Raw genomic sequence first — 14543 nt, forward strand, 5'->3', positions numbered from 1 at the left:
GTGTCCTTTCCCTCACTGCTGCTGCCAGGACCGGAAGGCCCGCAGTTGGTCCGGTGTGACCACGGTCTCCAGATACGCGTCGTCCTGGTCACCGCCGCCGAGCGCGGCGACCAGACGACGGGCCGGAACGTTGCGCGGGGTGCGCTCCGCCGTCAGCCGTACCTTCGCGCAGCCCAGTTCCTCGGCGCGGTCGGCCAGCCACCGCAACAGGCGCTCCTCGACACCCCGGCCGAGCGCCCGGCAGCTCATCATCCAGGCCAGTACGTCGAGTTGGCCCTCTCCCGGGCGGACGGCGAGCAGGCCGATCTGGCCGTAGTCGCCGAACCGGTCCCGGGCCGCGGCCGTCCACACCTCGCCGCACTCCCGCCACCGGGTGAGATCGCCGCCGTCGGCCGACCGGGCGCGGAGAGTGAACTGGTTGGTACGACGGACGAGTTGCTCGGCCCGCTGGACGTCGGCCGCGGACAGGGCCCGGATGTCTACCTCCAGCTCCAGCTGGGCGAGGAACTCTTCGAAACCGGCGTGTTCGCGGACGGCGTCCCGCTCCCGCTCCTGCTCGTAGAACCGTGCCCGCAGCCCGTCCTCGGCCGTCGCAGCCGCCGGGACCAGCGGCCACAACCGGCCCAGGAACTCGTCCAGTTCGGCCGTCGGCGGGCAGGTCACCGACAGCACCTCCGGCAACGCGGACCGCACCCCCGCGATCTCGACCGGGTTGTCGTCGAGGAACAGGAAACTGTCCGTACCGAGGTTGAGCGTGCGCGCCGCCTCGGCCAGGCGACCCGACTTCGGGCCCCAGGCGGCGGAGAGCACGCTGAAGTGCTCCGCCTTCAGCAGGCTGTCCGGGCGGTCCAGGACGGCCCGGACCGTGTCCTCGTCGTTGTTGCTGACCAGCGCCAGCAGCGCACCCGCGGCACGCCACTGCAGCAGCCTGCGCGCCAGCAGGGCACGCGGACCGGTCAGGTCCACCGCCTCCGGGCCGATCTCCCCGGCGACACCGCCCCACAGGGTCTCGTCCCCGTCCACCGCGATCACCTTCGGCGCGGGGCGCCGCACCGCTCGTACGACGTCGGCCAGGCGCAGGGCCACCGCCGCCTGGAAGTCCGGGGTGAAGGGGAGGTGGGCGAGCTTCTCGGTCCGTTCGTCGAAGCGTTCCCCGACGGCGTGGTGCCGGGTCCAGTCGTCGGGGCCCAGCACCGCGATGCCGGGCAGCCCGGCCAGCTCGGCGGCGACCTCGCTGTCCCAGCGCTCGAGGCGGTCGTCGGCGCGCGCGGACGGCGGGAAGCCGACGATCAGCGGCTTCCGGGTCCGCTCGGACAGGGCCCGCAGCGCGGCCGGGTACTCGGTGCGGAGCTCGGCGAGCAGCGCGTCGTCGACCGGCCCGAACCGTTCCAGGTCCGCCGCCCGCAGCAGCACCACGCCCACCGCCGTGGCCGGGTCCGCGAAGACGCCGGAAGGATCCCGCAGGCTCGCGAGCACATGGTGGTACGGCGCCTCCGCGACCGTCACACCGCCGTCCCGTGCCCCCGCCCCCTCGTTGCACGCCAACTCGCACATCAGCGGCAGATTGCCCAGGGCGAAGGTGGCGGCGACGGCGAGCGGACGCGGCGGGACGACAGCGGGCTCGCCGGCGGGCGGGACTTCGGTCGCGGGCGGGACTTCCGTCGCTGCCGGCGCTTCGCTCACCGCCAGGGCTTCGGCCGCGGGCGGGACTTCGGACGCGACCAGGACTTCCGTCGCTGCCGGGGCTTCGCTCGCGGCCGTCGTACGCACCGGTGCCGTCGGATCCTCCACCGCCCGGGCGAGCAGCCGCAGGAACTCCTCCCCCAGGTCCGTGGTGGCCGCCGCGTCCAGGATGTCGAGGTTGTGGTCGAGCCGGATCCGGCCCGCGTCCGGCGTCATGGTGATCATCAGGTCGAGGTCCGACCAGCCCGTCCCGGCCGGCAGCACCTCCAGGTTCGTCAGGCGCCCCGCCGAGGAGCGTACGTAGTTGAAGTACACCTCCACCAGCGGCGCGTTCGGCCGGTACAGCCCCTGCTTCGCCAGCGTCGGCAGGACGTCCGAGAACATGGCACCCTTCGCGAGGACCTTCTCGAGGCGGCCGTCGGTGCGGCGCAGCACCTGCTCGACCGGCTCGCCTGCCCCCGCCTCGGCAGGGAACGGCACCGGCACGCCGAAGAAGCCCACCGCGTCGTACGCGTCGGCGTGGATGCGCGTGTCCACGGGCACGGCCAGCACGAAGCGCTCACGCTCGCGCCTGTGTGCCAGCAGCACGGTGAGTGTGCCGAGGCAGAAGGCGGCGGGCGTGACGGCTAGCCCGCTCGCGGCTGCCGACACCCGCTCCATGAGCCCGTCGGGGATCGCCACGGTCACACTGCCGGCCCGGTACGACCGCGCGGCCGGGCGCTCCCTGGTGAGTGTCAGGTCGAGACGGCCACTGCCGTGGAAGGCCTCGCGCCACTCGACCGCGGCGGCAGCACCTGGCCCGTCGCCGGTCGGCACGGTCCCCTCGGTGCGCTGGGCCTGGATCAGCAGGTCTATGTCGCGGTTGGTGACGGTGTCGCCGAGCGAGGTGCCGGACAGTTCGGCGTCGATCTCCCCCGCCACGAGCAGCAGCGACTGAAGATCGCTCACCGCGTGGTGCGCGCCGAACACCAGGATCTGTCCCCGCGCACCACCGTCGAGCAGTTCGAACCGCCACAGCGCCGCGGTCGTCAGGTCGAACGGTGACTCGAGCAGTTCCCGCAGCCGGTCGCCGGCGTCGAGTTCCACGTCGGCGGCCACGTCCGTCCAGCGCAGCACCGGGTTCGCCGGCTCCCGGTCCACCCGCAGCTGCCGCCCGCCTTCGGCACCGGGCACGATCGCGGTCCGCAGGGCCGCGTGCCGTGCGACGAGCCGGGTGAGGATGCCGGTGAGCGTCTCGCGGGTGGTCGGCGTGGTGAGCCGCACCGCCAGGCCGACGGCGTGCGCCGCGCCCGGCATGCCCGGCTGGGCGCTGCGCAGCAGTCGTACGACATCGCGGGTCGCGGGCCGCAGTTCGGTCTCCGGCACTTCCAGCACTTCCGAGGTGACGTCGGCCGGCTGCTCCGGTGTCACGGTGTCCCGCTCGGGCAGGGCCGCGACCAGGGCCCGTACGAGGCCGCGGATGTCGGACGCCGAGAACATCGCGGCGGCCGGGAGTTCGACGCCCAGCTCGCGGGCGAAGGCGTTGCGCAGCCGGACGAGCATGAGGGAGTCCAGGCCCAGTTCCTTGAGGACCGTGGTCCCGGACACGTCCACGGCACCTCCGCAGACCTCGCCGACCCTGGCCCGTACGTACGCTTCGAGCCGTACGGCACGGTCGTGGTCCGTCGTCGCCGCGAACACCTTCTTGACGAGGTCGTCCGAGTCCGCCCCACCCGTCGGGACGGTGACCAGGTCACCCAGGAGCGGGCGGGTCCGCGCCGCGTCCGCGTCGAGCGCCAGCATCTCCCAGTCCAGGGCGATGGGCGCGAGCTGGCGCCGGGACGTGGCCAGCACCCGCTCGAACAGTTCCCCGCCCTCGTCGGGGGAGAAGGCGACCAGACCCGACCGGCTGGTCTCGTCGGCCCGGGTGCCGGACTCGGCGACCATGCCGACGCCGGCCCAGGCACCCCAGTCGAGGCTCAGCGCCCGGCGGTCGGTACGGGAAAGGTGGTGCGCCCAGGCGTCGAGGAAGGCGTTCGCCGCCGAGTACGGGCTCTGCCCGGCCGAGCCCAGAAGACCGGCCGCCGAGGCGAACAGGACCAGGTTCCCGGCTTCCGGGATCAGCTCGGTGAGCAGGGTGGTGCCCAGAACCTTGGGGGCGAGCACGCGCAGGACGCGTTCGTCCGTGAGGTTCGCGACCGTGGCGTCGTCGAGCACACCGGCCGCGTGGACGACTCCGGCGACCGGTCCGGCGTCACGCCGCAGGGCCGCCAGCGCGGCCGTCAGACCGGCACGGTCGGCGACGTCGGCGCGGGCGAGGTGCACGGTGACGCCGCGCTCTTCGAGGCCCTTGATCCAGCCCGCGGCGTCCGCGCCGGGCCTGCCTCGGCTCAGCAGGGCCAGTCTGCGGGCACCACGGCGGACCAGCCGCTCGGCGACCACGCGACCGAGGCCGCCCAGACCGCCGGTGATCAGGTACACGCCGTCCGGGGTGAGCTCACCGTGACCGCCGTCGTCCGGGCGCGTACGAGCCAGGCGCGGCACCAGACGTCCCGTGTCCCGCAGTGCGACCAGCCGTTCGTCGTCCGCGTGCCGGAGCTGCTCCCACAGGGCGTCGACGCCGTCCGTGGACGGCAGGTCGATCAGCGTGGTCGCCAGCTCCGGGTACTCCTGCGCCACCGCGAGACCGAAGCCCCAGGCGAGCGCCTGCTGAGGGTGCGTCACCTGTGTGCTGTCGCCCACGGCCTGGCTGCCCCGTACGACCACGAAGAGACGAGGGGCCCGGCCCTCGGGACGGTCGGCGAGCGTCCGCACCAGGTGCAGGGTGCTCAGGCAGCACAGCCGGGCCGCTTGCTCCGCCGTACGGGCCTCCCCGATCGCCGGAGCGTCGAGCGCGGACAACTGGACCACCCGCTCGGGCAGCCCGTCCGCGAAGGCCTCGTCGAGCAGGTGCGCCAGTTGCTGCGGATCGGCCGGATCGAGGACGTACCGGCCGGGTCCTTCGACGCCGAACGCCTCGCCCCTGCGGACGATGACATGCGGTACCGACGAGCCCAGCCGCTCGGCGAGCTCGACGGCCACGCCCGTCTCGTCCGCCAGGATCAGCCAACTGCCCGTGGCGGGCGGCTCCTGCGCGGGCGGGCGCGGCTGCCAGCGGGTCTCGAAGAGCGCGCCGTCCAGTGGGGAGAGCGCGGCCAGCTCGAACTCCTCCGCTTCCAGGACGAGTTGCTCGTTCTCGTCCCAGAGCCGCAGGTCCAGGGTCGCGGTGTCGCCGGCCATGGACCGCAGCTCGCAGGTCACCCACACGGGCGTGGTGCGCAGCCCGGTGAACCGCAGCCGTCCGAACCCGGCGGGCACGAACGCCCGGCCCTCGGGCGCGTCGCCCGGCAGCGCGGCCGTATGGAAGGCGGCGTCGAGGACCGCGGGGTGCAGCAGATGACCGGCTGCGGGGTGCGCGGCCAGCCGGCCGAGCGCCGCGGAGTGTGTGCGGCGGCCCTCCTCCAGGCCCCGGAAGGCGGGGCCGTAGTCGATGCCGAGGGCGGCGAGCCGGGCGTAGACACCCGGCAGGTCGACCTGTTCGGTGCACTGCTCACGCAGGACGGCGAGCCGCGCATCGGCCATGGGTTCCCCGGCGGTGACCGTGACGCGTCCGCTGACGTGCCGCTCCCAGCGGGTACGCCGCTCACCGGTGACCGCGGAGGCGATGGTGAAGTCCCGGACGCCGTCCTCGGCGGGCCGCAGGACCAGTTGCAGCCGCACGGGCCGACCCTCGTCCAGACGCAGCGGCCGCAGGAACCTGACGTCGGCCAGCCGCACCTCGCCGCCGTCCTGCAGCGCGGAAGCGGCTTCCAGTGCCATGTCGAGGAAGGCGGCGCCGGGCAGCCAGACGTCGCCGGTGACCCGGTGGTCGGTCAGGTAGGCGAAGCGGCTGTCGCGCAGGTCCAGGTCGCTCTGGAAGAGGTGCCGGTCGGGCTCGTCGCTGGCCTCGACGTGGGTGCCGAGGAGCGGCCCCCCGCCGCCCGCCGGGGAGGCCGGGGCGGGCGCGAGCCAGTGGCGTTCGCGGGCGAAGGCGTACGTGGGCAGGTCGACCCGGCGCCCCGTCGGGAACAGCACCGGCCAGTCGGGCGTGTGCCCGGCCGCGTACAACTCCCCCAGCCTGCGCAGCAGAATGTCGCGCCCGTCCTGCTGCCGGCGCAGCGAGCCGACGCCGACCGCGTCGATGCCTGCCTCGGCCGCCACCGCCTCGATCGAGGGGCCGAGCGACGGGTGCGGGCTCAGCTCGACGAAGTAGCGGTAGCCGTCGTCCAGCATCCGCCGGACCGTGTCCGCGAAACGGACGGGCTCCCTGAGGTTCGCGTACCAGTACGCGGCGTCGAGCCGGTCCCCGGGCACGGGCTCGGCCAGCACCGTCGAGTACAGCGGGGTCGGCGTCCGCGCGCCCCGCACATCGGCGAACCGGTCGAGCAGTTCCTCGCGGAGCGGATCCATCAAAGGGGTGTGCGAGGCGAACGGCGTCGACAGTCGCCGGGCGGGGATCTTCCGCTCCTCGAGTCGGTGGAGCACCTCGGCCAGTGCCTCGGCGTCGCCCGAGACGGCGGTGGCGTGCGCGCTGTTGACCGCCGCGACGAACAGCCGTCCCGCGTACGGCGCGAGCAGCTCCTCCACCTGCGCGCGCGGCAGTTCCACGCTCAGCATCCCGCCCTTGCCCGCCAGCGGTACGACGGCCTGGGCACGCCTGGTCACCACGGTCACGGCAGCGTCCAGGGTGAGGGCGCCCGCGCTGTACGCGGCGGCGATCTCGCCCAGGCTGTGCCCGATCACGGCGTCCGGGGTGATGCCGAGCGCACGCCAGGCGGCGGCCAGCGCCGCGTTGACCGCGAACAGCACCGGCTGAAGGAACTCGGTCCGGTCGAGCGGGGCGATTTCCTCCGGTGCCCGCAGCACGTTGAGCACCGACCAGCCGACGTGCCGCCGAACCGCCTCGTCGATGCGGGCCAGCTCCTCGCGGAAGGCATCCGAGCCGGCCATCAACTCCACGCCCATGCCCGGCCACTGGCCCCCGTGCCCGGCGAAGACGAAGGCCACTTTGCCCGTCTGCTCCTCGCGGGGCGGCACGAGCGGTGTCCGTCCGGTCGCCAGCGCGTCGAGCGCGGCGCGCAGTTCGTCCCGGTCGGCCGCCACGATCGCCGTGCGCCGCTCGAAGTGGCTGCGGTGCCGCGCCAGGGTGTGGGCGACGTCGGGCAGGGCGACGTCCTCGGTCAGGTACTGGGCCAGTCGCGCGGCCTGGCCCCGCACGCCGGCCTCACTGCGCCCGGACAGTGCGAACAGCCGCTTCCCGGGCATGGGTTCGGCGTTCGGCTCCGTCGCGGCCGGTGGTGGTGCCTCCTCCACGATCACATGCGCGTTGGTGCCGCTGATCCCGAAGGCGCTCACGCCGGCCCGCCGCACCCGCTCCCCCGACGACGGCCAGTCCACCGCCTCCTGGAGCAGGTGCAGGCCGCTGCCGTCCCAGTCGACGTGCTGACTGGGCGTGCCCGCGTGCAGGGTGCGCGGCAGGGTCCCGTGCCGCAGCGACTGCACCACCTTGATCAGCCCGAGCACGCCCGAGGCCGCCTGCGCATGCCCGATGTTGGACTTGAGCGACCCGAGGTACAGCGGACGGTTCTCGGGACGCGAGTCGCCGAAGACCTCCGACAGCGCGTTCGCCTCGATCGGGTCGCCCAGTGTGGTTCCCGTGCCGTGCGCCTCGACGTAGTCGATGTCGGCGGCGCCCAGTGCGGACAGCTCCAGCGCCCGCCGGATCACCTGTTCCTGAGCCGGGCCGTTCGGCGCGGACAGCCCCTGGCTGCGGCCGTCCTGGTTGACGGCCGTGCCACGCAGCACCGCCAGCACCTGGTCGCCGTCCCGCCGCGCGTCGCTCAGCCGCTTCAGTACGAGCATGCCCGCGCCCTCGGCCCAGACGGCGCCGTCGGCGTCGTCGGAGAACGAGCGGCAGCGGCCGGTCGGGGACAGGCCCCGAAGGCGGCTGAACTCCACGAAGGTCCCGGGCGTCACCATCAACGTCACACCACCGGCGAGCGCCAGGTCGCACTCGCCCGACCGCAGTGCCTGCGCCGCCAGGTGCGTCGCGACCAGCGACGACGAGCACGCCGTGTCCACCGTCAACGCGGGACCGTGCAGCCCCAGCGCGTACGAGAGCCGGCCCGAGGCCACGCTCAGCGCCGACCCCGTACCGACGTACCCGTCCAGCTGGTCGAGCCGGGAGCCCGCGAGATAGTCGCTGCCGAACATGCCGACGTACACACCGGTGGTGCTGCCCGCCAGTTCGGCGGGCACGGTACCGGCGCGCTCCAGTGCCTCCCACGCCATCTCCAGCAGCAGCCGCTGCTGCGGGTCCATGGCCGCCGCTTCCTTCGGGGTGATCCCGAAGAAGCCCGCGTCGAAGGACTCGATGCCGTCCAGGAAACCGCCTTCCCGGGCGTACGACTTGCCGAGGGCCTCCGGGTCGGGGTCGTACAGCGACTCCACGTCCCAGCGGCCCGCCGGGAACGGGCCGACCGCGTCACGGCCCTGGGCGACCAGGTGCCACAGACCCTCCGGGTCGCTCACCCCGCCGGGCAGGCGGCAGGCCATGCTCACCACGGCCACCGGCTCGTCGGACGCGGGCGTCGCCGTGCGGGCCGGCTGGGCGCCGGGTGCGGTCCGGCGGGCCGGCCGGCCGGCCGTCGCGAGCGCTGTGGTCAGCAGGTACTCGGCGAGCCGGGACGGCGTGGGGTGGTCGAACAGCAGGGTGGCGGGGAGCTTGGCGCCGATGCGGGTGCCGATGCGGTTGCGCAGTTCGACCGCCGTGACCGAGTCCATGCCGAGTTCGCGCAGCGGCTGGTCGGGGCGGACCGACTGGGCCGAGCGCAGGCCCAGGGCGCGGGAGGCCTCCTCGCGGACCAGGGCCAGGACGCGTTCGGCGCGTTCGGCCTCCGGCAGCCGGGCCAGGCGGTCCGCCAGGCCGTCGGCGCCGTCCTGGCCGGTGCGGGGCGCGGGGAGCAGCGAGCGCCACAAGGCCGCCGCCGTGTCGTCGCCGGCCGCCGTCGTCTCGCGCAGGCGGGGCAGGTCCAGGGACCAGGCGACCAGGTGCGGTGCGCCCCGGCGCAGGGAGAGTTCGACGAGTTCGCGGCCCTGGTCGGGGGTGAGGGCGCGGTGGCCGAGGCGGGCCATCCGTTCCAGGTCGGCGTGTTCGGCGGCCAGTCCCTCGCCCGCCCAGGCGCCGAAGGAGACCGAGACGCCGGGCAGGCCCAGCGCCCGGCGATGGTGGGCCAGTTGGTCGAGGAAGACATTGGCCGCCGCGTAGTTGCTCTGCCCCGCGGTGCCGAGGACGCCGGCGGCGGAGGAGACCAGCAGGAACAGGTCGAGCGGTACGTCGGCGGTGAGCCGGTGCAGATGGGCGGCGCCGTCGACCTTGGGGCGCAGGACCCGCGTGAGGCGTTCGGGCGTCAGCTCGGCGACCACCCCGTCGGCCAGGACGCCCGCGCAGTGCACGACGCCGCGCAGCGGCAACTCGTCGCCGATGCGGCCGAGTACGTCGGCCAGGGCCGCGGCGTCCGCGACGTCGCACGCCGCCACCTCGACCTCGGCGCCGAGCGCGGCCAGTTCCGCTCGCACCTCGGCGGCGCGCGGGTCGTCGGCGCCCTGACGGGAGGTCAGCAGCAGCCGGGGGACGCCGTGTTCGGCGAGGAGCCGGGCGATGTGCCGGCCGACCGCGCCCAGGCCGCCGGTGATCAGCACCGTGCCGTCGGTGGGCGCCAGGGTGGGGCGGCCGACCAGGTCGAGGACGACGGGGCCGCCTCTCCGTATCGCCTCGCGCGCGGCGGTGACGGGCCACGCCCGCGGGCGCGTGGGACGCGTGTGCCCGGCGGCGACCGACGCGACGGCCTCGCGCAGAGCCGCACCGAGCTCTGCGCGGCCTGGTGCGACGGCATCGGCGTGTTCCCCGGGCAGCGTGACCGCGGTGGTGAACGGCAGGCCGTCCGGGAGCGCCACGACCAGCCGCGCGTCGGCGACCGCCGCGGAGCCGGGCGCGGTGTCGGCGACGGCGACGACCCGCAGGCCGAGGGCGAGTCCCTCGACGTCGGCGCCGACCTCGGTGAGCACACCGGCCGACACGGCGTCCGGCGCGTCGTCACCGGAGGGGTGTACGCGTGCCGCGTGCACCTGGATCCGGACCTGGCCGGGGGCCAGGGCCCGGGGCGCCACCGCGCGCAGGGTCACGTCCGCCGGGAGGCCGGCCAGCTCGTAGTGGTCATCGGCCGGGATCGGCAACGCCTGTGCGGCGCGGGCCCGCACCAGCCGCGGGACGAGCAACGTGCCTGCCCGGAGCGCGAGTTCGGGTTCACCGGCGTACGCGACGGCGACCGGCAGGGCACCCCCGGGATCGGAGCCGTCGAGGTCGAGCAGGGTCAGCCCGAGGCCGGGGTGTTCGGTGCGGGCGCTGCGGGCGAGGCCCCACAGCACCGACTGGGCGAGGCCGGGCACCGTGTCCCCCTCGCCGGCCGCGACCGCGCCATGGGTCACCCAAACCGTCCGGGTGGGCGCCTCGTCCTCGGGGAGGGCGAGCAGCGCCTGGAGTTCGGCCAGTGCCGTGGCCGCCAACTCCTGTGCCGCGGCGGCCGGTTCGACGTCGGACGCCGGGCGCGGCCAGAACCGTACGCGGACGTCCGCGCCCGTCTCGCCCACCGTGATCCCCGCCGCCGCGAGGCCGCGCAGGGCCGCCGCGGCCTCCGGGTCCGAGGGGTCGCCGAGGACGGTCCACTCGGTGCCCGGCGCCCCGGCGGGCTCCTCGGGTACGGCCGTCCACGCCACCTCGTACAGGTGCCGCCCGTTCTCGGAGCCGGTGCCCAGGTCCGCCGGGTTCGCGGCCCGCAGCCGTACGCCCTCCAGGCGGCCCGCCGGGATTCCGTCGGCGTCCCACAGCGTCACGTCGAGCGTGAGGTCCGTCCCGGAACCGCCCGACCGCCTTACGCGCGCGGTCAGTTCGGTCGCTCCGCCGTGCGGCAGGACGCAGCGGCCCACCGCGACCGGCAGCAGCACCCGGCCGTCGGACGCGTCGCCCGCGTCGAACACGGCGGCCACGTGCAGTGCGGCGTCCAGCACCGCCGGGTGGAGCGGGTAGGGGTCGGCGACATCGCGGGCCACGGTCGGCAGCGAGAGCCTGGCCAGCAGCTCGCCGTCGCCGGTCGTCACCGCCGCCCGTACGCCCTGGAAGGCCGGGCCGTAGCCGAGGCCGAGGCGGGCCAGCCGCTCGTACGTCTTGGGGCTCCAGGCCGTCCCGGCCGCCTCCGGCCACACCGGCAAGGGCCCTTGCGTCACCGGAGCGGCCTCGGCCGCCGACGCGGTGGCGTGCAGGGTCCAGCCCGTGCCCTCCTGGCCGCGCGGACGGCTGTGCACGGTGATCTCCGGTACGGGACCGGCGGTGACCACCTCGACGGACACCTCGACCGTGCCGGACCCGGGCAGGGTGAGGGGCGTCAGGAGGAACAGGTCGGTGACGTCCCCCGGGGCGTCCGGGCGGGCCACGGCGAGCGCGGCGCGGCACAGTTCCATCAGCGTCGTGCCCGACACCACGGTCCGGCCGAACACGGCGTGGTCGGGCAGCCAGTCGGCGGTGGCCGGGGACCACTCGTTGCGGAAGGTCCAGCGGGTCTCGTCCGCCGACTGCAACTGGATGCCGAGCAACGGATGCGCGGCACGGTCGAAGAGACCGGGGGCGCCGGCGGCCGCTTCCGGTTCGATCCAGTGGCGCTGCGGGTCCCAGGCGTACGTCGGCAGATCCGCGCGGGGTGCGTCGGCGACCAGACGGCGCCAGTCGATCCGCCGTCCGTGGACGTGGAGTTCGGCGGCGGCCCGGTCCAGGCAGGCGGGCCCGTCCTCGTCGCGACGGAGCGATCCGACGGCGACCAGGTCGGGGGCTGTGTCTTCAGCGGCCTCGGCGGCATCGGCGTCTTCGACGACGGTGCGCAGGGCGGTGAGCAGGGACGGATGGGGGCTGAGTTCCACGAAGTACCGGTAGCCGTCGGCCGCCATGCGTTCCACGGTGGGCGCGAAGCGGACGGGTTCCCGGAGGTTGGTGTACCAGTAGTCGGCTTCCAGTTCCTCGGTGACCGGTTCGCCCAGGACCGTGGAGTACCAGGCGACGGACGTCGGGCAGGTGGTGATCCCGTCGAGTTCGTCGAGGACGGCCGCGCGGACCTGCTCGACCTGGGCGCTGTGGGAGGCGTAGTCGACGTCGAGGCGGCGGACGAACACCTGCTGCCGGTCGAGGTCGGCGAGCAGGGCTTCCAGTGGCTCCACGTCGCCGGCGATCACCGTGGACCGGCCGCTGTTCACGGCTGCGACGGACACCCGGCCGTCGAGGCCGGCGAGGTGGGCCTCGACCTCGGTGTGCGGCAGGGCGACGACGGCCATGGCTCCGGTGCCGGACAGCTCGGTCAGGGCCTGGCTGCGCAGGGCGACCACCGCCGCCGCGTCGTTGAGGCTGAGCGCCCCGGCGACGCAGGCCGCGGCGACCTCGCCCTGGCTGTGCCCGATCACGGCGTCCGGCCGTACGCCACGGGCCCGCCACACGGCGGCCAGGGACATCATCACGGCGAAGAGGACCGGCTGGACGACGTCCACCCGGTCCGGCGACGGGGCGCCCGCGTCGCCGCGCAGGACGGCCGCCACCGACCAGGTGGTGAACGGGCGCAGGGCGGCGTCGCAGCGGTCGAGTTCGTCCGCGAACACCGGGGAGCGGTCCAGCAGATCGCGGGCCATGCCGGTCCACTGGGCGCCTTGGCCGGGGAAGACGAAGGCCAGCTTCCCCGGGGGGAGGGCTTGTTGGGGGCCGGCGACCCTGTCGGTGTCCGGCTGTCCCTCGGCCAGCCCGCGCAGTGCGGTCAGCAGTTCGTCGCGGTCGCCCGCCTGGACGACGGCCCGGTGCTCGAAGTGCGTGCGGTGGTGGGCCAGCGTGGCGGCCGCCTCGGGCAGCGGCGTCTGCGGATCCGCGCTGAGCGCTTCGAGGAGACGGCCGGCCTGGCCCCGGAGGGCGGGGAGGGTGCGGGCGGAGAGCGGGAAGAGGGTCTTTCCGGTCAGGTGGGGGGCTGGCAGGTGGGGAGCGGGCAGGTGGGGAGCGGTCTCTTCGGCCGTCGGCTGCTCGGGACTCTGCGGCTCGCCCGTGGGCCGCGTCAGGTCGTGCGGTGCCTCCTCCAGAACCACGTGCGCGTTCGTACCGCTGATCCCGAACGCGCTCACTCCGGCCCGCCGCACCCGGTCGACGTCGCGCGGCCACCCCGCCGCGGTGCTGTGCACGCGCAGGCCGCCGCCCGCCCAGTCGATGTGTTCGGTCGGGGTCTCGGCGTGCAGCGATGCCGGGAGCAGTTGGTGGCCGAGGGCCAGCACCGTCTTGATGACGCCGCCGATGCCCGCCGCGGCCTGTGTGTGACCGAGGTTGGACTTCAGGGAGCCGACGCCGAGCGGCCGGTCGGCGGGGCGGCCCGGCCCGAAGACGGCGGTCAGCGCCCGGCCCTCGATGGGGTCGCCGAGCGGCGTGCCCGTACCGTGCGCCTCGACGTAGTCCAGGTCGTCTGGCCGGAGCCCGGCGGCGTCCAGGGCGGCGCGCAGCACCCGCTCCTGCGCCGGGCCGCTCGGGGCGCTGAGGCCCTGGCTGCGGCCGTCCTGGTTGATCGCCGACCCCTTGACGACCGCGAGGACCCGGTCGCCGTCCCGGCGCGCGTCCGCGAGCCGCTTGAGCAGGACCAGACCGCAGCCCTCGGCCCACACCACGCCGTCCGCCTCGGTGGAGAACGGGCTGCACCGCCCGGACGGCGACAGCCCGCGCAGCCTGCTGAACTCGACGTGCCCGCGCGGGGTCACCAGCAGGGTGGCGCCGCCCGTCAGCGCGAGGTCGCACTCGCCGTCCGCCAGCGCCCGCGCCGCCAGGTGCAGGGCGACGAGGGAGGAGGAGCAGGCGGTGTCGACGGTCACCGCCGGGCCCTGGAGGCCGAGGGTGTAGGAGATGCGGCCGGAGGCCACGCTGGACGCGGAGCCGGTGCCGACGTGCCCGTCGAGCCGACCCAGTGAGGCCGAGGCCTGGTATCCGCTGTCGTACAGACCGATGTAGACGCCCGTGGAGCTGCCGTTCAGCGTCTCCGGGACGATCCCGGCACGTTCGATCGTCTCCCAGGCGGTCCCGAGGAGCAGCCGCTGCTGCGGGTCCATGGCCGCGGCCTCGCGCGGTGAGATTCCGAAGAAGGACGCGTCGAAACGGTCGATGTCGGAGAGGAAGCCGCCCCGCAGGGTGTACGCCTTGCCGGTGGCCTCCGGGTCGGGGTCGTAGAGCCCCTGGGTGTCCCAACGGCCCGCGGGCACCTCCGAGATGGCGTCCTCGCCCGCGGTCAGCAGCCGCCACAGCGCCTCGGGGTCGTCGGCGCCGCCGGGGAAGCGGCAGGCCATGGAGACGATGGCGATGTCGTCGTCCGCCCGTGCGGGCGGCGCGTCCGCAGGCGCCGGGTCCGCCGCCGTCGCGCCGACGGGACTTTCGTCGAAGACCGCCTCGGCGATCCCCGCGATGGTGGGGTGGTCGAAGACGAGGGACGGGTTCAGGGGCCGGTCGATCCGCTGGGAGAGTTCCGCGGCCAGAGTGACCAACTGGCGGGAGCTGAGGCCGAATTCGGCTATCGGCCGGTCCAGGTCGATGACCGGCGCCTGGAGCCCGGCCGCGTCGGCGACGGCCGCCGACAGCCAGGCCCGCACTCCTTCGGAGGTCGCGTGGGACGTCTCGGGGAACTGCTTCGGGAACTCGTTCGCAGGCATCTGGGCAGGTGTCCTCGTGAACTCGGGCTCAGGCGGTTTCC

At 74.7% G+C, this 14543-nt stretch carries 1 protein-coding gene; it reads right to left on the reverse strand.

Features of this window, described 5'->3' with window-relative positions; all coding sequences use genetic code 11:
- Positions 1 to 12: 12 nt before the first annotated feature.
- Entirely contained in the window at positions 13 to 14502 is a 14490-nt protein-coding gene (locus SAVERM_RS08225) for a type I polyketide synthase (RefSeq protein WP_063774023.1), read from the reverse strand.
- Positions 14503 to 14543 lie beyond the last annotated feature (41 nt).

Source organism: Streptomyces avermitilis MA-4680 = NBRC 14893 (assembly GCF_000009765.2).
Lineage (GTDB): Bacteria > Actinomycetota > Actinomycetes > Streptomycetales > Streptomycetaceae > Streptomyces > Streptomyces avermitilis.